This window comes from Asanoa ferruginea (genome assembly GCF_003387075.1).
Classification (GTDB): domain Bacteria; phylum Actinomycetota; class Actinomycetes; order Mycobacteriales; family Micromonosporaceae; genus Asanoa; species Asanoa ferruginea.
In genome coordinates this window covers 5,476,857-5,497,938 of record NZ_QUMQ01000001.1, presented here as the reverse complement: position 1 = coordinate 5,497,938, position 21,082 = coordinate 5,476,857, and the positions used below count along the sequence as shown (strand labels likewise).

Genomic DNA, 21,082 nt, shown 5'->3' with positions numbered 1-21,082 from the left:
TGTCTCCGGGTCCGGGAAGGAACGGAGGGCCGGCCCAGGTGTGCACAGGCCGGCCCGCCGTGTCAGGTCACTTGACGGTCAGCCCTTGCTCTTTCGCGTACTTCACGACGTCTTCCTGTAGCGCGTCCGCGGCCTCGGACCCGGTCTTGGACCCGTCGTTGATCGCGGCGATCTGCTTCGTGAACGCCGTGTAGAAGTACTGTCCGATCGGCGTGTAGGTCATGCCCTTGTAGGCGTTGGCCGCCGGGACGTACACCTCCTTGTTGGCCTGCTGGCCGTCGAAGAAGGCGACCTTGGCGTCGACGAACGCCGGGTCCTTCAGCACCTTGAGGTTGAGCGGGAAGATGATCTGGTTCGTCCAGCCGTCCTTGAGCGACGCGTCGTCGGCGTAGACCCCGAACGCGACCTTGGCCGCGAGCGCCGGGTCCTTCGCCTGGGTGGTCACCGAGAAGGCGGAGCCGCCCCAGTTGACCGAGACCGGGTTGGCCGGGTCCCACTGCGGCAGCGGGGCCGTGGCCCACACCTTCGCGTCGGCACCCTTGCCCACGCCCGCACCCTGTAGGTAACCCGGTGCCCATGCCGCCGACAGGTAGGTGCCGTACTTGCCGCCGATCACACCCGCGATGTATTCGGGCGTGAACTGGTCCTGCTTGCCGACCAGGCCCTTCTTGACCAGCCCGGCCCAGTAGTCGAGCACCTTCTTGCTGGCGTCGTCGTTCAGCTTGATGCTGATCTCACCCTTGTTGGCGGGGTCGTACGTGAACGGCTGCGCGCCGTTCTGGTAGAGCAACGCCGTGACATAGGCCGGCTGGTTCGCCGGGAAGTCACCGAACAGCGGCCCGCCGGCATCCTTGACCTTCTGCGCCGCCGCCTCGTACTCGGCCCAGGTGGTCGGAGGGGTGATCTGGTATTTGTCGAAGATGTCCTTGCGGTAGATCATGCCCATCGGCCCACCGTCGATCGGTGCGCCGTAGACGCCCGAGCCGACCGAGAGGTCCTTCCAGGCGCCGTCGCTGAAGTTGGCCTTGACGTCCTGGTAGCCCTTGTCGGTGAGGTCCACGAGGGCCTTCTGCACCTGGAAGGTCGCGATCCGGTCCGCCTCCAGCATGACGACGTCGGGAGCGCCCTTGCCGGCGGTGACCGCCGTCTGGAACTTGTCGTATTCGTCGCCGCCGGCGCCCGCGTTCGTCCAGCAGACCTGGACATCGTCGTGCGCGTTGTTGAAGTTGTCGACCACGAGCTGCGTGTTCGGGTACCACGCCCAGAGCGTCACGACCGGGGCGTCGGGCTTGGAGATCTTGTTGGTGCAGTTCGTCGGTTTCTGGGCGGCGCCACCGTCGCCGTCGCCGTCGCCGCCGCATGCCGCAATCGCGCCTGTCAGCAAGAGGGCCAGCGACGCAGCGAGGACTTGCTTCGTCTTCACTGTTCGATTCCTTTCGGATGCGGAACGTCATCGTCAGTGCAGGCGCATCCGCGGACCGGGGTAACCGCGAAGGGGGACTTCTTCGCTTACCCGATCCGCGTCCTGGACGCGTTTCACAACGTTGTATTTCCAACGTTGTAGGAGCGACTATCGCGGAGCACACGCGCGCTGTCAAGACTGCGGGACACCGCCGAATGCACCCGTCGCAGGCATAGACGCCGGCAAGAGGGACTTGCTTCTGGCCAACTCGCCGGCCGACAACACGCCGCTACACTCTTTTCAAGTCCGCGTCCCTGCGGGCGCCGCGCGATGAGGGAGTTTCCAATGGCCGCCACCATGCACGACGTCGCGCGCGTCGCCGGGGTATCGGTCAAGACGGTTTCCAACGTCATCAACGACTATCCATACGTGCGCGATGCGACCCGCGAACGGGTGCGCTCGGCGATCGCGGCGCTGGACTACCGGCCCAACCTCTCGGCGCGCGGGCTGCGTTCAGGCAAGACCGGGGTCATCGGGCTCGCGATCCCGGAGCTGCGGCAGAACTACTTCGCCGAGCTCGCCGACGCCGTCATCCGGGCGGCGGAGCGGCGCAACGTGGCGGTGCTCGTCGATCAGACCGGAGCCACGCGGGAAGGCGAGATCGCGGTGCTGGCCGGGCACCGGCTGCGGCTGACCGACGGGCTCCTCTTCAGTCCCGAGCAGCTCGGGCAAGACGACATCGCGCTGCTCCAGGTGCCGTTCCCGCTGGTGCTGCTCGGCGAGCGGATGTTCGACGGCCCCACCGACCACGTCACCATGCACAACGTGGGCTCGGCCCGCGCGGCCACCGAGCACCTGCTCGAGATCGGCCGCCGGCGCATCGCGGTGATCGGCGCGCACCCGACCCATCAAGACGACATCCGGTCGGCGAACCTTCGCGTACGCGGCTACCGGGAGGCCCTGGCCGCGGCCGGCATCCCCTACGACCCGGCGCTCGTGCGGGTCGCCGCACCGTGGCATCGCGAGAACGGCGCCGCCGCGATGCGCGACCTGCTGGCCGCCGGTGTCGAGTTCGACGCCGTGTTCACGTTCAACGACACGCTCGGGCTGGGCGCCCTCCGCACGCTGGGGCAGGCCGGAGTCCGGGTCCCGGAAGACGTCGCGGTGATCGGGCTCGACAACATCGACGAGGCCCGCTTCTCGGTCCCGTCGATGTCGAGCGTCGACCCGGGCCGGGACCAGATCGCGGAGGTCGCCGTCGACCTGTTGATCGAGCGGATCAACGAGAAGGGCGACCCGGCGCCGCCGCGGCAGATCCTGGCCGACTTCCGGGTCGCGGCGCGCGAGTCCACGGGATTCGTGGACCCGGAGCCCGGCATCGCGTCGGCTGTGAGCCCGTCTGTCCTGGCGGAACCGGCGGAGGGTTCGTAGGTCAGCAGACCGGCCGCGCCACCTCTCGGTGACGCGGCCGGCTCCTTACGGGTTGGTTACGACGCGAGCCGCCAAGGTCCGTAAGGTGTCTCGGGCCGCTGGTTGCGGGTCCACCACTGCGCCACGTAGCGCTTGCCCTGGTAGACGACGACATCCCCGCTCACGAAGATGCGCGTCGGCGTCCAGATCGCGGTGCCGTCACCGGCGACCAGCAGCTCCTGCCACGGTCCGTAGGGATCGCCCGGAGTCTGGTTCTGCGTCCACCACGAGGCCAGCCAGGTCGAACCGTGGTAGCTCACCTGGTTGCCCTCGGTGTAGACCGTCGACGAGCTCCAGGCCGGCACGTCCCGCACGGTGATCGTCACCTGCTTGGTCCCCGACAGGCTGTATGACTTCGTGCCGTCGCTGGCCTTGAAGGTGACCGTGTAGGTGCCCGCCTGGTTGTAGCCCGGGGTCCACGAGAACTGCCGCGTCGCCGGGTCGAAGGTCGCACCCGCCGGTAGGCCGTCGGCCGAGTAGGTCAGCGCGTCACCGTCAGGATCCGTCGCCGAGACGGCGAACTTCAGCGTCCGGTTCTCGTCGACCGACTGCGACTCACCGCCGGTGGCGAACGCCGGTGCGCCGTTGACGAACGCCCCCCGCTGCCACAGGTAGTCGCGCGCGAAGGTGGTGAACAGCTGGTTCCAGGTGTTGAAGTCGTGTGCACCGGCGACCACGACGTTCTTCACGTTGGCGTTGGTCAGCGCGGCCACCTGGTTGGGGTTGGGCAACCCGAAGTCCCATGCCCCGCCACCGAAGAGGATGTAGGGCACGCCGAGGTTCGCCGTGGTGTTGCGGACGCCGACGCCACCGCTCCACACCCCGTAGTAGCCGAACTTCGTCGCGTCGAAGTTGATGAGGTTGGAGGTGACCGCCGCGCCCGCCGACAGGCCGGCGAACGCCCGGTCCTTCGCCTGCGTCGAGACGTGGTAGTTGCTCTCGACGAACGGGATCACGACGTCGCGCAGGTTGGGGTAACCCTGTGCGGAGCTGCCGAGGTAGTTGGTGTTCGTGGTGATGACGACCGCGGGCTCGGTGAGGCCGTCCTGGAGCAGGTTGTCCATGATTACCGGCACGTCGCCCATGTTCATCCAGTCGGACTGGTCCTGGCCGCCGCCGTGCTGCATGTAGATCGTCTTGTAGGGCTCGGCCCGGTTCGGGTCGTAGCCGGGCGGGACGTAGACGCCAACCGTCCGCGTGGTCGTGCCGATCTGGATCGGCACGTAGCTCCACGTGCCGTGCGGCGCGTTCGGCCGGAGGAGCTCGATCTGCCGCGCGGCCAGCGGCGCGAAGTTCTGCTTCTCCGCGTCGTAGGGCACGAAGACCTTGTTGAACGCACGCCGGGCGGTGCCGGTCAGGCCGTCCGGTGCGTAGATCGGCGAGTTCGCCGGGTCACTCACCCACAGGTTCGTGTTGTTGTCCACATAGAACCAATACTGGTTCGCGCCCGCGGCGAGGGGCACGTCGGTCACCCAGTAACCGTCGCCCGCGTTCGTCATCGGCACGTCGTAGCCGCCGCCACCGCGCATCATGCCGGGGCGGTATTGCTGTGGCTGGTAGACCGTGGTGTCGGTGGGGTCCGCCCAGTTGCGCAGCAGCATGTCACCGACGAACCGCACACTGGTCGCGGTCGGGTTGTAGTACACGAAATGCCCTGTGTAACCCGTCGGCGAGCTCGGGTCCGCGATGACATGCGGGCCCGGAGTCAGGTCCACCCCGTCCTCGGCGTGCGCCACGCTCGACATGCTCAGCACCATCGCTGAAGCGAGCGCGACAGCCGTGACCGACTTGCGGACCAGGGCGCGACTGCCCGAATCCCCTCCGGGTCGTCTCCGCAATTGCAGAACGCGTATCAACGTTCCTCCTTGAACGGCCGGTGAGCGCCGAGTGGCGCTCGAGACCAAAGCTATCGTCGATTTACGACGTTGTAAAGAAGGCGTTTCGCGACGTTGATAAAGCGTTTTTCGAGAACGCCGAATTGGCCGGGGCCGAATAACATCGGCCCCGGCTCCCATTCGATATGGAACGGCTACGAGATCAGCTTCCAGGGGCCACTCTGGACCCCGGGGGCCACCTTTCGTGTCCACCATTGCGCCTGGTAGACGTGGCCTTGATAGGTGACCTTGTCACCGGCGTGGTAAATCGTGGTCGCGGTCCAATTGGGCGCGCCGGCGGGCGTCGTCACGACCTCGGCCCAGGGCCCGTTCGGGTCCCCAGGGGTCTGGTTGCGGGTCCACCACTGTGCCCGGTAGAGCTTGCCGTCGTAGTAGGCCTGGTCACCGGCGTTGAAGGTGCGCGACGCCGTCCACGCCGTGGACCCGTCCGCCGTCACGGCCAGTTCCTCCCACGAACCGGACGGGTCGCCCGGCGCCTGGTTCTGCGTCCACCAGCCGGCCTGGAAGAGCTTCCCCTGGTAGATGACCAGATCGCCGGTGTTGTAGACGGCCGTCGAGTTCCAGGCCGCGACCGCCGTGATGGCGACCGGCTGGGACGTGGCGCTGCCGTCCGGACGACCGGCGGCGCTCGCCGTCACGGTGACCGTGACCGCCTTGCCGGACAGGCCCGGCGTCACCACCAGCTTGGCACTGGTGGCACCGGCGATCGCCTGGCCATCGGCCGACCATTGGTAGCCGAACGTGGTGTTCTCGACGTCCCACGTGCCGGGTTCGGCGGTCAGGACCCCGTTCACCTCGGCGGCGCCGCTGATGGACGGTGCCGTCTGGGCCACCGGCGCCGGCACATCCCGGACCGTGATGGTGACGTCCTTGGTGGCCGACAGGCTGTAGGACCTCGTGCCGTCGCTCGCCTCGAAGGTGACGGTGTAGGTGCCGGCCTGCGTGAAACCAGGAGTCCACGAGAACTGCCGCGTCGCGGGGTCGAAACTCGCACCGGCCGGCAGCCCGCTGGCCGAGTAGGTCAGCGCGTCACCGTCGGGATCCGTCGCCGCCACCTCGAACGACAGCGCCTGGCTCGCGTCGACCGACTGCGCCTCACCACCGGCCGCGAACACCGGGGCACCGTTGACGAACGCGCCCCGCTGCCACACGTAGTTCTTGGCGAAGTTGGCGAAGAGCTGGGGCCAGGCGTTGAAGTCGTGGCCACCCGCGATCTTGTCGAACTTGTAGTTGACCAGACCGTTGAGCGCGTTGAGCTGGGCCTGCGTCACGCAGAGGTTCAGGTTGTCCCACGCACCGCAGCCCAGGTAGATGTAGGCCTGCTTGATGTTCGCGGTGGTCGTGCGCGGCGGCGGGGTCCAGCTGAAGACGCCGTAGTAGCCGAAGCGCAGTGGGTTGTTGTTGATGATGTTGATCGTCATCGACGCACCCATCGACAGGCCGGCGAACGCCCTGTCCATCCGGTCCGTCGAGACGTTGTAGTGGCTCTGCACGAACGGGATGATGATGCCCTCGAGGTTGGTCGTGTACGGCGAAGAACCCATGTACTGGGAGTTCGTCGTCACGATGACCGCGGGTTCGGTCTGCCCGTCGGCGATCAGGTTGTCCATGATGACCGGCACGCTGCCCATGTTGAGCCAGTCCGACTGGTCCTGACCGCTGCCGTGTTGCAAGTAGATCGTCTTGTAGGGCTCGGCGCGGTTGGGGTCATATCCCGGCGGGAGGTAGACGCCCAGCGTGCGGGTGGCCGTGCCGATCTGGATGGGCACGTAGCTCCAGGTGCCCTTCGGTGTGTCCGGCCGCGGGTTCGCGATCACCCGCTCCGCCAGCGGCGCGTAGTTCTGCTTCTCCGCGTCGTAGGGCACGTTGACCCTGTTGAACGCGCGCCGGGCGGTGCCGGTCAGGCCGTCCGGTGGGTAGATCGGCGAGTTCGCCGGGTCGGCCACCCACAGGCTCGTGTTGTTGTTGACGTAGAACCAGTACTGGTTCGGGCCGGCCGCCAGGGGAACGTCGGTGACCCAGTAGCCGTCGCCGGCGTTGGTCATCTGCACGTCGTACGCGCCGGCACCGCGCATCAGACCCGGCCGGTACTGCTGGGGCTGGTAGACCGTGGTGTCGGTGGGATCCGCCCAGTTGCGCAGCAGCATGTCACCGACGAACCGCACACTGGTTGCGGTCGGGTTGTAATACACGAAATGTCCCGTGTAGCCAGTCGGCGAGTTGGGATCCGCGACGACGTGCGGGCCCGGAGTCAGGTCGACCCCGTCCTCGGCGTGCGCCACGCTCGACATGCTCAGCGCCATCGCCGAGGCGAGCATGACAGCCGCGACCGGTTTCAGAGCCCTTCGGAAGCGCCTACGCAGTTGCAAGACTCTCACTATCCCTTCCCGATGGCTGACGGTGCGCGCCACGTTACTGTCGCTTTACGACGTTGTAAAGAAGTTCTTTACAACGTAGTAGTACGGCTGCCGGCTGACGCATCGCAGAGACGGTCCCGACTTTTCTGTTACGCGGGCCTTCGGCAAATGGTCTGCGGGCGCACCCCTTGAATCTCCCGGAAACCATCTGGCAACATCGGCGTCATTCGATGTGAGCGCTAACACGGAGGTCTCCGTGCCATCTCTGCCTCTCACCCGCCGCGGTCTGCTCCAGGCCACCGCCGCCACCGCGGTGCTCTCCGCGACCGGCACCGCGTTGACGTCTGGACAACCGGCGGCGGCCACGCTGGTGCCACCGGCCCGTTCGGACATCGGTGTCGCCGCCTATCCGTTCGATCTCGGGCAGGTGCGCCTGACCACCGGGCGCCTGCTCGACAACCAGACCCGGACGCTCACCTATCTGCGCTTCGTCGACGTCGACCGGCTGCTCTACAACTTCCGCGCCAACCATCGCCTCGCCACCAACGGCGCCGCGGCCAACGGCGGCTGGGACGCGCCGTCGTTCCCCTTCCGGACCCACATGCAGGGGCACTTCCTCACAGCTTGGGCGCAGGCCTACGCCGTACTCGGCGACACCACCTGCCGCGACAAGGCCGCATACCTGGTCGCCGAGCTGGCCAAGTGCCAGGCCAACAACGGTGCCGCCGGGTTCTCCTCCGGCTACCTGTCGGGCTTCCCCGAGTCTGACTTCACCGCGCTCGAGGCACGCACGCTCGCCAACGGCAACGTGCCCTACTACTGCGTGCACAAGACCATGGCCGGCCTACTCGACGTCTGGCGCCACACCGGCAACACCCAGGCCCGCTCGGTGCTGCTCGCGCTGGCCGGCTGGGTCGACACCCGCACCGCCCGGCTGAGCTCCAGCCAGATGCAGGCGATGCTGGGCACCGAGTTCGGCGGCATGAACGAGGTGCTGACCGACCTCTACCAGCAGACCGGCGACGGACGCTGGCTGACCGCCGCACAGCGGTTCGACCACGCCGCCGTGTTCAACCCGCTGGCCGCCAACTCGGACCAGCTCGCCGGTCTGCACGCCAACACCCAGGTGCCCAAGTGGGTGGGCGCGGCCCGGGAATACAAGGCGACCGGCGTGACCCGCTACCGCGACATCGCCGGCAACGCGTGGAACATCGCGGTCGGCGCGCACACCTACGCCATCGGCGGCAACAGCCAGGCCGAGCATTTCCGTGCGCCGAACGCCATCGCCGGCTATCTCACCAACGACACCTGCGAGCACTGCAACACGTACAACATGCTGAAGTTGACCCGGGAGCTCTGGCTGCTGGACCCGAACCGGGTCGCCTACTTCGACTTCTACGAACGCGCCCTGCTCAACCACCTGGTTGGCGCGCAGAACCCGGCCGACAGCCACGGCCACATCACCTACTTCACCCCGCTGCGACCCGGCGGGCGCCGCGGCGTCGGGCCCGCGTGGGGCGGCGGCACCTGGAGCACGGACTACAACTCGTTCTGGTGCTGCCAGGGCACCGGTATCGAGACCAACACCAAGCTGACGGACTCGATCTACTTCTACAACGGCACCACGCTGACCGTTAACCTCTTCGTGCCGTCGGTGCTGACGTGGTCGCAACGCGGCATCACGGTGACCCAGAGCACGAGCTACCCGGCCAGCGACACCACCACGCTCACCCTGGCCGGTGCGATGAGCGGCTCATGGAGCATCCGGGTGCGGATCCCGGCATGGACCAGCGGCGCCACCATCAGCGTGAACGGCACGACCCAGAGCGTCAGCACGACACCGGGCAGCTATACCACCGTCACCCGGACCTGGGCCGCCGGCGACGTCGTCACCGTGCGCGTGCCGATGCGGGTCACCACGCAGCCGGCGAACGACAACCCCAACATCGTCGCCATCGGGTACGGCCCGGTCGTGCTCTGTGGCAACTACGGCAGCGCGACGCTCTCCGCTCCCCCGGCGTTGACCGCCTCGTCGATCACCCGAACCAGCGCCACCGCGCTGGCGTTCACCGCCACCGCCAACGGATCCAGCGTGAGTCTCGGTCCCTTCCATGACGCGCAGGGCTTCAACTACGCCGTCTACTGGAACACCGGCGGCGGTGCGGGCAGCGTCCGGTTGGTCAACGTCGGGACCGGGCTGGTCCTCGGCATCCAGAACATGTCGACCGCCGACGGCGGGCTCGCCGTGCAGTGGGGCGACAGCGGCACCGCCGACCACAACTGGATCGTCGTGACCGACGGCGACGCCGTCCGCTTCCGTAACGTCAACAGCGGCAAGGTCCTCGGTGTGGAGAACATGTCCACCGTGGACAACGCCCGTGTCCTCCAGTGGGCCGACAACGGCACCGCCGACCACCGCTGGCAACTGCTGAACAACGGCGACGGCACCTACCGCATCCGCAACGTCAACAGCGGCAAGCTCCTCGGCATCCAGGGCGGCTCGACGGCCTGGGGCGCGCAGGCCGTGCAGGACGCCGACAACGGCACCACCGACAACCGCTGGCGACTGGTGGCCAGCGCATGACCAGCTCCCGACGTGAGGTGACCGCGATGGTCCTCGTACACCGGCGGCGACTGCCCTTGCTGGGCGCCGCCCTCCTTCTCCTTATCGTGCCCGGCACCGCAGTCGCGGCGCCCATCCAGCCGGGGCAGAGCGCGCCGATCACGAGCGTCCAATCCGGACGGTGCCTGGATGTACCCAGCTCCACCAACGGCGCACAGGCGCAGTTGTGGGACTGCACCGGTGCCGCCAACCAGACCTGGACCTACACCACGAGCAAACAGCTGATGGTGTACGGCAACAAGTGCCTGGACGCCTTCCAGCAAGGGACCGGCGACGGCACCTCGGTGATCATCTGGGACTGTAACGGCCAAGCGAACCAGCAGTGGAACGTGAACACCAACGGCACGATCACCGGAGTGCAGTCGGGCCGATGTCTGGACGCCTACGCCGCCGGGACGACCAACGGCACGCGAATCATCCTCTGGAGCTGCCACGGCCAGAGCAACCAGCAGTGGAGCACACCGACGACACCGTCGGGTGCCGGGACCTGCGACATCTACGCGTCTGGCGGGACACCGTGCGTCGCCGCGCACAGCACCACCCGCGCGCTCTACGGCAGCTACAACGGTTCCCTCTACCAGGTCCGGCGCTCCTCGGACAGCACGACCCGCAACATCGGTGTGCTCCGCGCGGGCGGTCCCGCCAACGCCGCCACCCAGGACTCCTTCTGCTCCGGCACCACGTGCGTGGTCACCGTCGTCTTCGACCAGTCCGGGCGGGGAAACGACCTGTGGTATCAGGGTTCGAGCGTCGTTCCCGGATCGCCACAGAGCCGACCCGCGGTCGCGACCACCGAATCCCTCACGGTCGCGGGGAGCAAGGCCTACTCGCTCTACATCAACCCGGGCAACAGCTACTGGCGTGACGGCCACCTGACCGGCGTGCCGACCGGCAGCGCACCCGAAGGCATGTACATGGTCACCAGCGGCACCCACGTCAACAACGGCTGCTGCTTCGACTACGGCAATAGCGAGACGACGCGGTCGGCCGACGCCGCCGGCGCGATGGACGCCATCAACTTCAGCACCCAATGCTGGTTCGGCGGATGCTCCGGCACCGGGCCGTGGGTCCAGGCCGACCTGGAGTGGGGTCTCTACCCCGGCGGCAGCCAATCCTGGAACACCAACCAGCGCGCGTTCACGAGCAAGTTCGTCAGCGCCACGCTGAAGAACAACGGCACGTCGCGTTTCGCCATCAAGGGCAGCAACGCCCAGTCCGGCAGTCGCTACACGCTCTGGGACGGTGCTCTCCCCGGCGGATACAGCCCCATGAAGAAGCAGGGGGCGATCATCCTGGGCAGCGGCGGAGACTGCTGCAAGCCCAACGGGGGCGCCAACCTGAGCGCCGGCACCTTCTACGAAGGAGCCATCGTGACCGGATACCCGTCCGACGCCACCGAGAACGCCGTGCAGGCGAACATCGTCGCCGCCGGCTACCGCTGAACTTTCCTTTGGAGTCCGCGAATGTCTGATCTGACCCGACGGCAGGTGCTCCAACTCGGCGCGGGCGCCACGCTTCTGCCCTGGCTCGCCCTTCCCCGACCCGCGTCAGCGGCGCCCGCGGCCGTGCTGGCCGCCAACGACCTGGCCCTCTGGTATGACGAGAGCGCCGGCACCGACTGGCTGCGGGCGCTGCCGGTCGGCAACGGGCGGCTGGGCGCGATGGTGTTCGGCAACACCGACGTCGAACGGTTGCAGCTCAACGAGGACACGGTGTGGGCCGGCGGCCCCTACGACTCGAGCAACACCCAGGGCGCGGCAGCGCTATCGGAGATCCGGCGGCTGGTCTTCGCCAACCAGTGGAGCCAGGCCCAGTCGCTGGTCGACCAGGCCATGCTGGGTCGGCCTGCGGGCCAGCTCGCCTACCAGACCGTCGGCAACCTGCGGCTCACCTTTCCGAGCGGCAGCGGAGTCTCCGGCTACTACCGGCATCTCGACCTCACCACGGCGACCACCTCCGTGTCGTACACGCAGAGCGGTGTCGGGTTTCAACGCGAGGTCTTCGCCAGCGCGCCGGATCAGGTGATCGTGGTGCGGCTGACCGCCGACCGGGCCGGTTCCATCATCTTCTCGGCGCGCTTCGACAGCCCCCAACGCACGACCCTGTCGAGCCCCGACAGTGCGACGGTCGCGGTCGACGGTGTCTCCGGCGACATGGAGGGCGTCACCGGCCGGGTCAGGTTCCTGGCCTTGGCCCGGGCCGTCGCCACCGGTGGCAGCGTCAGCAGCTCCGGTGGCACGCTGCAGGTCCGCAACGCCGACAGCGTGACGCTGCTGATCTCCATCGGCACCAGCTACGTCAACTACGCGAACGCGAACGGCGACTACCAGGGCATCGCACGCGGGCAACTCAATGCCGCACAGGGCCGATCCTTCGACCAGCTACGCAGCCGGCACGTGGCCGACTACCAGGCGTTGTTCGGCCGGACGACGCTCGACCTCGGGCGCACCTCCGCGGCGGACCAACCGACCGACGTGCGGATCTCGCAGCACGCGAGCGTCAACGATCCGCAGTTCTCCGCTTTGCTGTTCCAGTACGGCCGCTATCTGTTGATCTCGTCGTCGCGACCGGGCAGCCAACCGGCCAATCTCCAGGGCATCTGGAACGACTCGCTGGCGCCCGCGTGGGACTCGAAATACACCATCAACGCCAACCTGCCGATGAACTACTGGCCGGCCGACACCACGAACCTCTCGGAGTGCTACGAGCCGGCCTTCCGGATGATCAACGACCTGTCCGTGACCGGCGCCCGCACCGCCCAGGTCCAATACGGCGCCGGCGGCTGGGTGACCCACCACAACACCGACGCGTGGCGGGGCAGCTCCGTTGTCGACGGGGCGCTGTGGGGCATGTGGCAGACCGGCGGCGCGTGGCTGGCCACCCTCATCTGGGACCACTACCGCTTCACCGGCGACCTCGACTTCCTGCGGCAGAATTACCCGGCGCTCAAGGGTGCCGCGCAGTTCTTCCTCGACACCCTCGTCGCCGAGCCCAGCCTGGGCTACCTGGTCACCAACCCGTCCAACTCGCCGGAGCTCGCACACCACTCCGGCGTGAGCGTGTGCGCCGGGCCGACGATGGACAACCAGATCCTCCGCGACCTGTTCAACGGCTGCGCCCAGGCCAGCCAGGTGCTGGGCGTCGACGCCGACTTCCGCACCCGGGTGCTGGCCACCCGGGACCGGCTGCCCCCGATGCGGGTCGGCTCCCGCGGCAACATCATGGAGTGGCTCTACGACTGGGTCGAGCCGGAGACCAACCACCGCCACGTCTCGCACCTCTACGGGCTCCATCCCAGCAACCAGATCACCAAACGCGGCAACGCGACCCTCTTCAACGCCGCCCGCCGGACCCTCGAACTGCGCGGCGACGACGGCACCGGCTGGTCACTGGCCTGGAAGATCAACTACTGGGCGCGGATGGAGGAAGGCAGCCGGGCTCACGACCTGGTCCGCCTGCTCGCCACGCCCGACCGGCTGGCACCCAACATGTTCGACCTGCACCCGCCCTTCCAGATCGACGGCAACTTCGGCGCCACGTCGGGCATCGCGGAGATGCTGCTGCACAGCCACGCCGGCGAGCTGCACGTGCTGCCGGCGCTGCCGGCCGCCTGGCCGGCGGGCCGGGTGCAGGGGCTGCGCGGGCGGGGCGGCTACACCGTGGACATCACGTGGAGCGCCGGTCAGGCCAGCGAGGTTCAGGTGCGGGCCGACCGCGCCGGCACCGTCAACATCCGCGGCCGGCTCTTCGCCGGTTCCTTCCAGGTCGTCGACACCACGAGCGGCGGCAGCCTCACGGTCGTCAAGCCAGAAGACGACGTCATCACGCTGCCCGTGCTGGCCGGTCGCGGCTACCGCATCACCGCGACGTCGCCGCCCGTCTCCGGTTCGGTGGTCATCTACCCCGACGTGAGCTACGGCGGCACGGGCGTGGCGCTGGCGGTCGGCAACTACACCGCGGCGCAGCTCCAGTCGGCCGGCCTCGGGCTGCGCGTCGCCTCCTCGCTGCGGGTGACCTCGGGATACCAGGTCGTCGGCTACGCCAATGACGGTTTCGCCGGCACCAGTTGGGTGTTCACCGCCGACAATGCCGACCTGCGGTCCACCGGCAACAACGACGCGATCGCCTCCTTGCGGGTCACCTTCGCGCCGTCCCGGTATGTGCGGCTGGCCAGCGTGGCCAACGGATTGGTGATCGACAGCGGTGGCAACGTCGCCTCGGGCGCCAACCTCAAGCAGTGGACCTGGAACGGAAGCAACAACCTGCAATGGCAGCTCGTCGAGACCGGCGCCGGCTACTGCCGCATCGTCAACCGCGCCAACGGCATGGTCGCCGACGGCTGGGGCGCGACCGCCAACGGCTCACCGGCACGGCAGGGCGCCTGGAACGGCGGCACCAACCAGCAGTGGCAGATCGACCACCTCGGCGCCGGCCGCTACCGGATCACGAACAGGTCGACCGGGCTGGCCCTCGACAGCGGCGGAAACGTCGCGTCCGGGTCGAACCTGAAACAGTGGGCCTGGGACGGCAGCGTCAACCTACAGTGGACGATCGTCTTCAGCTAGCCGTCCGACCTACGCTCCCGACGCCGCGGTTCGCTAGCCGACTGGCCTTGGTGGGCCGGCGACCTCTGGTCGCCGGCCCACCCGGTGGTTCCTCGCGAGACCGGTGGCTACGCCCGGGTCCAGCGTTGGTTGGTGCCGCCGTGGCAGGTCCAGACGATGACCGCGGAGCCGTTGGTGGTGGCGGCGCCGTTGACGTCGAGGCACAGGCCGGTCTGGGCGCTGCTGATCGTGCCGTTGCTGTTGAAGACCCAGCTCTGGTTGGCGCCGCCGTTGCAGTCCCAGATCTGCACCCGGGTGCCGGCGGCGGCGTTGGGTGGGGCGTCCAGGCACTTCCCGGTCACCTGTAGGGCGTTGCCGTTCTGGGTGAACTGCTGGTTGGCGTTGGTGTGGCAGTCCCAGATCTGGAGCTGTGCCCCGTTGGCCGTGGAGGCCTGGCTGACGTCCAGGCAGCGGCCGGAGGCTTCGTTGCGCAACCGGTTACCGCTCGGGCTGGGCGTCGGAGTGGTGGCCCCGAACTGGGCGAAGAACCGCCACACTTCGCCCTTGGTCCAGGTCCTGGTGCCGTCTTCACAGCCGGAGCAGCCGTCGACGGGACCGGGCCCGTGACCGCCGTCGAAGGCGGCCCACTGCACCGGATATCCCGTTCGGCACGAGTAGGCGGTGGTGATGTGTGACCCGCTTCCCGCGCCCGGCTCGCGCGGACTCTGGGCGGTGCAGCCGTTGTTGCGCACGAACGTGTCACGCAACGAACGTCCTGCGGAGATGTTGAGGACATTGTCCGAGATGCCGTGGATCCCGAAGTATGCGATCGGCTGGGTGCCACCGCTGCATCCACTGAGCTGCGCGCCGGAGTAGACCGCAACCGCCCGGAAGACGGTGGCACGGGTGCACGCGATCGCGTAGCTCATGCCACCCCCGTAGCTGAACCCCATCGCGAAGCGCTGCGTCGGGTCGACACAGAGGGCGTCTTCGATTCGCTTCATGATGTCGTCGACCAGGGTGATGTCTTGACCGCCGGAATTGGCCCAGCCATTGCCGAGGCCCTGCGGCGCCACCAGGATCGCGCTGTTGGCCGATTGCTCCTGCATCCCGTAGTAGGCCCAGGCGCTTCCACTGCTTCCGCCCGAGGCGACGTCATTCATCGTGCCACCGCGCCAGTGGAACGCGAAAATCAACCGGTACGGATTATTGCTGTTGTAGTTGGCGGGAACCCGCAGGATGAAACTGCGACTCTGACCGCTGCTCTGGATCGTCTGGGTGCCACTGTTCAACGCCGGGGCCCTGCCACAGCCGGCCGTCGCTGCGAGGGGAACGGCGTCCGCGGCCGCGGAGCCGAGCCGGATGCCGGTGATCCCGGCACCGGCCAGCACGACGCTTCCCGTGATCGCGAGCAGTCTGCGCCAACGATGCGGATCGGTGCGCTTGGCCATTGATTCACTCCATTCGTCTCAGGACGAGCATGTCGTCGGACATCGCGGAGTGTCAATACGACTTTATTGGGGTCGATCCCATAACACATTTCACCTCTTGAATGCCCGGAAACAATAAGGCAATCTCGCAAGAAATGCAGCAACCCTTTTGGAAAGGTGCGTGAACGATGAGAGTGAAACCGTTGGTGTCATCGGTGCTGGCCGGGATACTCGCGATCGGCGGGGCACTGGTGTTCTCCGGCACGGCCGACGCGGGCACGACGCTCAGGGCTGCGGCGGCGGAGAAGGGCCGCTACTTCGGGGCAGCCGTCGGCACCTACAAGTTCAACGACAGCACCTACATGTCGGTCCTCAACCGCGAGTTCAACAGCCTGGTCGCCGAGAACGAGATGAAGTGGGACGCGACCGAGCCTTCGCGCGGGTCATTCAACTACGGCTCCGGTGACCGCATCGTCAGCCACGCCCGTGCCAACGGCATGAGCGTGCGCGGTCACAACCTGCTCTGGCACGCACAGCAGCCCGGGTGGGCCCAGGGCCTGTCCGGTAGCGACCTGCGCAACGCCGCCATCAATCACGTCACCCAGGTGGCCACCCACTTCCGGGGACAGATCCATTCGTGGGACGTGGTGAACGAGGCATTCGCCGACGGCGGCAGCGGCGGCCGGCGCGACTCGAATCTCCAGCGCACGGGCAACGACTGGATCGAGGCCGCCTTCCGCGCCGCGCGCGCCGCCGACCCGAACGCGAAGCTCTGCTACAACGACTACAACACCGACGGGATCAACGCGAAGTCGACCGGCATCTACAACATGGTCCGCGACTTCAAATCCCGCGGCGTGCCGATCGACTGCGTGGGCTTCCAGTCGCACCTGGGCACCTCGATCTCCGGCGACTACCAGGCCAACCTGCAACGGTTCGCGGATCTCGGCGTCGACGTGCAGATCACCGAGCTCGACGTCACACAGGGCGGCAACCAGGCCAATATCTACGCCACCGTCACCCGTTCCTGCCTCGCGGTCTCACGGTGCGCCGGCATCACCGTGTGGGGCGTGCGGGACTGTGACTCGTGGCGGGGTGGCGACAACGCACTGCTGTTCGACTGCTCCGGCAACAAGAAGTCCGCCTACACCGCGGTTCTCGACACGCTCAACGGCGGCTCGACGCCGACCGGCAACCGGTTGCGCAACGAAGCCTCCGGCCGCTGCCTCGACGTCAGTCAGGCCTCCACGGCTAACGGGGCACAGCTGCAGATCTGGGACTGCCACACCAACGCCAACCAGCAGTTCACCCAGAACGGCAACGCCCTACAGGTGACCGGGAAGTGCCTGGACGCCCCACCCAACGCGGCCACCGGCACCCGGGTGCAGATCTGGGACTGCAACGGCGGCGCCAACCAGAGCTGGGTCTTCAACAGCAACGGCACGATCAGCAGCGCCCAGACCGGCCTGTGCCTCGACGTCAACGGCGCCGCCACCACCAACGGCTCCGCGGTCATCGTCTGGACCTGCCACGGCGGCACCAACCAACGCTGGACCCGCGCCTGAAGGGCCTGTCGGCCGGGCGCCCAGGGACGGGCGCCCGGCCAACATGCGGTCAGCGTTGCAGGGTCAGGACACCTGGCCGGTAGGGCAGCAGGCCGTAGTCGCCGCCCGAGCTCGGAGACCGTCCCTGGTAGAGCAGTTGCAGGTTGCAGGGGTCGACGGTCATCGTCTGGTCGGCGTTGCTGCGTACCAGATCGCCGTGGCTGATGTCGTTGGTCCAGGTCGCACCGCTGTTGGCCTTGCCGGCGAACGGGTTGCTCTCGGACGCGGCCTGCGGTGTCCACGAGCCGCTCAGGCTGGTGGCAGTGAACGAGCGGAAGTAGCGGCCCTGCGAGCCGATGGCTTCCACGATCATGAGGTAGCGGGTCTCACCCTGGAGCTTGTAGACCTGAACGGCCTCGAACAGGTTGTTCGTCGAGTCACTCATGATCGTCGTCGTCGACGAGCCGAAGCTGCCGGGGAAGTTACCGATCGGCATGCTCGACCGGTAGATCTTGCCGTTGTCTCCGGCGAAGAACAGGTACATGTTCGTGCTGTCGCCGATCAGGGTCTGGTCGATCGGGCCGGTGCCAGAGCCGGAGATGCTGCCGTTGAAGAGCACCTGCTGCGATGACCAGCTGTTCACGTTGCTCGGATCGCTCGACGTCCGGTAGGAGAAGGCGGTCCCACCCCACTGATAGGCCAGCACCCAGATGTTCTTCGGCGCGAAATAGAACAGGGTGGGTGCCACCGCGGCGAACGGCATGGCGTTCTGGGTCGCCGAGCCCAGGTCGGACCAGTTCGTGAAGAGGCTGAAGTTCATCGAGCCCCACGCCGTGCCGGTGTTGTGGTTCGTCGCATAGACCAGACGCCGGCCGTTGTAGGGGGCGTAGGTGAAGTCCTTTAGCGAGACCCACCCAGACCTCGGAGTCGCCAGCGAACCGGTCGAGGTCCAGCGGTAGGTGGAGGGAAGAGAGCAGCTCCCGCTCGGCGGCGGTGTGGTGGGGTTTGACCCGCCGTCGACGCGGACGAGTTGCCACTGCTGGTTGCTGCCATTCCAGTCGTCGTACTGCACGATGTTTCCACCGTCGGCGGTCGAGGCGCCCTGGACCTCGACCACCTTGTTGCTGTTGCGGTTGATGAACCGCACGTAGCCGCTGTCGGAGTCGGCCAACCGGAACTGCTGATTGGTCCCGTTGAGGTCGGTCCACTGCACGATGGACCCGCCGTTGGCGGTCGAGAAGTTGTAGACGTCGAGCACCTTGCCGGACAACCGGGACCTCAGCCGGTAGTAGCCGCTGCCGGAGTCGACGAACTGCCACTGTTGCTGGTTGCCGTTGTTCCGTGCCCACTGGGTGATCCGCGCGCCGTCGTTCGTCGCGAGGTTGTAGACGTCCAAGGCCTTGCCGCTGTTGCGGTTGAGCAACACATACCACGCGCTCGTGTCGACCGTCGCCGCGGCGGCCGGCGTCGCCAGCACCGCCGCGGCGGCGACAGCGACCATAACCGCCGCGACACCGCCGGCGACGACCCGTGGCAACCACCAACGTCGCCGGCTGGATTGGTTCGTCATGTCGATTCCTCCGTTCACGTTCAGGGGGTGGTGAGGTCGAAACGGCGGACCGTGACCGAGCCGCCGAGCGCCTGGGTGGCGTAGTTGAACATCGCGAACCGGTAGCCCATGAAGAACTGCCAGGCGTTGTTGAGCGTGAACGCGGGCCCGAGGCTGGTGAAGGTGGTGCCGTCGGTGCTGTAGGAGAACCGGGCCTGGCGGCCGGATCCGGGCCGGATGTCGGCGTTGACCCGCAACCAGATCCGGCCGCCGGTGACCGTGGCACCGGCCTGCTCGGTGCCGGTGCCGGTGGTGGCCCAACTGCTGTTCATCGTGAGCCCATTGGTCATCGACACGCGGCTGACGCCGTTGTCGCGGCGGACGCCGATCCAGGCCGACGAGTCGCGCAGCATGGCCAGACCCGCGCGGTCGCCGTTGGCCATCGCGGAGTAGTCCACCTCGATGGTCGCGGTGGACGACGGCCCCTGGATCCGATGGGTGAGGGTGTTGCGGGCCGCGTAGAGGTCGTTGGTGACGGTCGCCGTCTGGAGCCGCAGGCCGTTGCCGGCCGACCAGCGGGTGTTGTCGGGGTTGTGGTTCCACTCCCACCGGGGGCCGAGCGCGGTGGTGCCGAACGTGTCGGGGCCGATCATCGACTGCACGGTGCGCCCGGAGGCCGGGATGTTGGGCTTGGCATAGCTGCTGCCCCAGGCGCCGTTGACGGTCTGCACGGTCGGCCAGCCGTCGGAACTCCAGGTGATCGGAGCCAGCGCCGGCATCCGGCCGCCGGGATAGGCGTCGACGAAGGCCATGTAGTACCAGTCGCCGTTCTGGGTCTGCACCAGGCCGCCCTGGTGTGGCACACCGCCACCGGCGATCGGGCCGGGAAGATCCAGGAGCACCTGCCGCATCTCGTACGGGCCGAAGGGGCTGCTGGACTTGAGCACGTACTGGCCGTTGGCCGGGCGGGTCAGCCAGATGTAGTAGCTGCCGTTGCGCTTGTAGAACCGGGCGCCTTCCAGCGTGCCGACGCTCGACGGGGTGCTGAACACCTGCTGGCTGCGCACCTGGCTCAGGCCGTCGGCCGAGAGTTGGGCGACGCTGATGTTCGTGTTGCCGTACGCGACATACATGGTGTCGTTGTCGTCGACCAGCAGTCCGGCGTCGTAGTAGCAGTTGTTGATCTGTGCGCGCTTCTGCCACGTGCCGTCGACCGCGGTGGCCGTGTAGACGTAGGTGCGGTTGAACTCGACGCAGCCGAGCCAGTAATAGGTGCCGTTGCTGCGCCGGTAGTTCAGCGTCGACGCCCAGATTCCCTTCACGTACGCCCGGCCGCCGCTCAGGTTGTAGGCGTTCGAGCCGAAGTCGAGGCTGGGCACCGAGTGGCCGGCGTACTCCCAGTTGACCAGGTCGTAGGAGCGCAGGATCGGCGCTCCGGGCGAGTAGTGCATGGTGGACGCCGAGTAGTAGTAGGCGTCGCCGACCCGGATGATGTCGCCGTCGGCGAAGTCCTGCCAGACCACGGGGTTGGCGTAGGTGCCACCGCCGCCGGCACCGCCGACGGGGACGAGTTGCCACTGCTGGTTGTTGCCGCCCCAGTCGGTGTATTGCACGACGTTGGCCCCGTCGGTGGTCGCGGCGCCCTGCACCTCGACCACCTTGCCGCTGTTGCGGTTGACCAGCCGCACGTAGCCGCCCGCCGAGTCAGCGAGCCGGAACTGCTGGTTGGTGCCGTTGTTGTCGGCCCATTGCACGATCGCACCGCCGTCGGCGGTCGACCGGTTGTAGACGTCGAGCACCTTTCCGGAAACCCGCGACCTGAGCCGGTAGAAGCCGTCGCCGGAATCGACGAACTGCCACTGCTGCTGTGCGCCGTCATTGCGGGTCCATTGGGTGATCCGGGCACCGTCGTTGGTCGCCAGGTTGTAGACGTCCAACGCCTTGCCGCTGTTGCGATTGACCAACACGTACCAGCCGCTCGGGTCCACGCTCGCCGCCGACGCGGGAGCCGCGCCGAAGCCGACCAGCGCGCCGGTGAGCAGGATCGCCGCGGCGGCCGCCGCCAGGACGCGTCTCGTCATCGTTGTCCTCTCCGAAATGTGAGCGTTCACATCGAGGTACGACGATGTTGCCAGACTATTTCCGATAGTTTCAAGGGCGTTCCCGAGAATTGAACCGGCGACCATTTTCGGTTCTGGTCGGTAACACTTTCCGGGCGCGTGGTTCGATGCATTCCGCGAAACCGACCAGCCGGCTTTCTGTTATCCG

The 21,082-nt window shown here is 67.4% G+C and carries 11 protein-coding genes; 5 read left to right on the top strand and 6 right to left on the bottom strand.

Features of this window, described 5'->3' with window-relative positions; all coding sequences use genetic code 11:
• Positions 1–67 precede the first annotated feature (67 nt).
• A complete protein-coding gene (locus tag DFJ67_RS25760; protein ID WP_116070377.1) occupies positions 68–1,423 on the bottom strand; it encodes an ABC transporter substrate-binding protein in 1,356 nt (451 codons plus the stop codon).
• 324 nt (positions 1,424–1,747) lie between these two features.
• Between DFJ67_RS25760 and DFJ67_RS25755 the strand changes: the two genes are divergently transcribed.
• On the top strand, positions 1,748–2,833 hold the full coding sequence (locus DFJ67_RS25755) for a LacI family DNA-binding transcriptional regulator (protein WP_116070376.1): 1,086 nt from the start codon (positions 1,748–1,750) through the stop codon (positions 2,831–2,833).
• 56 nt (positions 2,834–2,889) lie between these two features.
• Here DFJ67_RS25755 and DFJ67_RS25750 read toward each other — a convergent pair whose 3' ends face one another.
• Positions 2,890–4,617 (bottom strand): putative Ig domain-containing protein, encoded by a 1,728-nt coding sequence (locus DFJ67_RS25750; RefSeq protein ID WP_239096961.1) that lies wholly within the window; start codon positions 4,615–4,617, stop codon positions 2,890–2,892.
• 284 nt (positions 4,618–4,901) lie between these two features.
• Positions 4,902–7,058 (bottom strand): carbohydrate-binding protein, encoded by a 2,157-nt coding sequence (locus DFJ67_RS25745; protein ID WP_239096981.1) that lies wholly within the window; start codon positions 7,056–7,058, stop codon positions 4,902–4,904.
• Positions 7,059–7,380: 322 nt separating this feature from the next.
• On the opposite strand from DFJ67_RS25745, the gene DFJ67_RS25740 reads away from it, so the two are divergent.
• Genes DFJ67_RS25740 through DFJ67_RS25730 form a run of 3 tightly spaced genes read left to right on the top strand, consistent with a single transcriptional unit; the run spans position 7,381 to position 14,312 of the window.
• Positions 7,381–9,708: a beta-L-arabinofuranosidase domain-containing protein gene (locus DFJ67_RS25740; RefSeq protein ID WP_116070373.1), complete on the top strand. Its 2,328-nt coding sequence runs from the start codon at positions 7,381–7,383 to the stop codon at positions 9,706–9,708.
• Complete coding sequence (locus DFJ67_RS25735; protein ID WP_239096960.1) at positions 9,705–11,189, top strand: arabinofuranosidase catalytic domain-containing protein; 1,485 nt, start codon at positions 9,705–9,707, stop codon at positions 11,187–11,189. Before DFJ67_RS25740 ends, DFJ67_RS25735 begins: the two co-directional genes overlap by 4 nt.
• A 21-nt stretch (positions 11,190–11,210) precedes the next feature.
• Entirely contained in the window at positions 11,211–14,312 is a 3,102-nt protein-coding gene (locus tag DFJ67_RS25730) for a glycosyl hydrolase family 95 catalytic domain-containing protein (protein ID WP_116070372.1), read from the top strand.
• A 107-nt stretch (positions 14,313–14,419) separates the two neighbouring features.
• Here DFJ67_RS25730 and DFJ67_RS25725 read toward each other — a convergent pair whose 3' ends face one another.
• Positions 14,420–15,742 (bottom strand): ricin-type beta-trefoil lectin domain protein, encoded by a 1,323-nt coding sequence (locus tag DFJ67_RS25725; protein ID WP_211333965.1) that lies wholly within the window; start codon positions 15,740–15,742, stop codon positions 14,420–14,422.
• A gap of 167 nt (positions 15,743–15,909) precedes the next feature.
• On the opposite strand from DFJ67_RS25725, the gene DFJ67_RS25720 reads away from it, so the two are divergent.
• Positions 15,910–17,286 carry an endo-1,4-beta-xylanase gene (locus DFJ67_RS25720; protein WP_116070371.1) on the top strand — a complete coding sequence of 459 codons (1,377 nt, stop codon included), beginning with the start codon at positions 15,910–15,912 and terminating at the stop codon, positions 17,284–17,286.
• A gap of 49 nt (positions 17,287–17,335) precedes the next feature.
• Here the strand turns inward: DFJ67_RS25720 and DFJ67_RS25715 are convergent, their stop codons facing one another.
• Together DFJ67_RS25715 and DFJ67_RS25710 are read right to left on the bottom strand one after the other, a co-directional pair.
• A complete protein-coding gene (locus DFJ67_RS25715) occupies positions 17,336–18,835 on the bottom strand; it encodes a non-reducing end alpha-L-arabinofuranosidase family hydrolase (protein WP_203784028.1) in 1,500 nt (499 codons plus the stop codon).
• Positions 18,836–18,855: 20 nt separating this feature from the next.
• On the bottom strand, positions 18,856–20,895 hold the full coding sequence (locus DFJ67_RS25710; protein WP_116070369.1) for a family 43 glycosylhydrolase: 2,040 nt from the start codon (positions 20,893–20,895) through the stop codon (positions 18,856–18,858).
• Positions 20,896–21,082 lie beyond the last annotated feature (187 nt).

What these genes read in the sequence shown, in the direction of transcription:
- DFJ67_RS25715 (WP_203784028.1), bottom strand. Translation starts at nt 18,835, where the DNA reads ATGACGAACCAATCCAGCCGGCGACGTTGGTGGTTGCCACGGGTCGTC.
- DFJ67_RS25750 (WP_239096961.1), bottom strand. Translation starts at nt 4,617, where the DNA reads ATGTCGAGCGTGGCGCACGCCGAGGACGGGGTGGACCTGACTCCGGGC.
- DFJ67_RS25710 (WP_116070369.1), bottom strand. Translation starts at nt 20,895, where the DNA reads ATGACGAGACGCGTCCTGGCGGCGGCCGCCGCGGCGATCCTGCTCACC.
- DFJ67_RS25730 (WP_116070372.1), top strand. Translation starts at nt 11,211, where the DNA reads ATGTCTGATCTGACCCGACGGCAGGTGCTCCAACTCGGCGCGGGCGCC.
- DFJ67_RS25725 (WP_211333965.1), bottom strand. Translation starts at nt 15,742, where the DNA reads ATGGCCAAGCGCACCGATCCGCATCGTTGGCGCAGACTGCTCGCGATC.
- DFJ67_RS25735 (WP_239096960.1), top strand. Translation starts at nt 9,705, where the DNA reads ATGACCAGCTCCCGACGTGAGGTGACCGCGATGGTCCTCGTACACCGG.
- DFJ67_RS25745 (WP_239096981.1), bottom strand. Translation starts at nt 7,058, where the DNA reads ATGTCGAGCGTGGCGCACGCCGAGGACGGGGTCGACCTGACTCCGGGC.
- DFJ67_RS25720 (WP_116070371.1), top strand. Translation starts at nt 15,910, where the DNA reads ATGAGAGTGAAACCGTTGGTGTCATCGGTGCTGGCCGGGATACTCGCG.
- DFJ67_RS25755 (WP_116070376.1), top strand. Translation starts at nt 1,748, where the DNA reads ATGGCCGCCACCATGCACGACGTCGCGCGCGTCGCCGGGGTATCGGTC.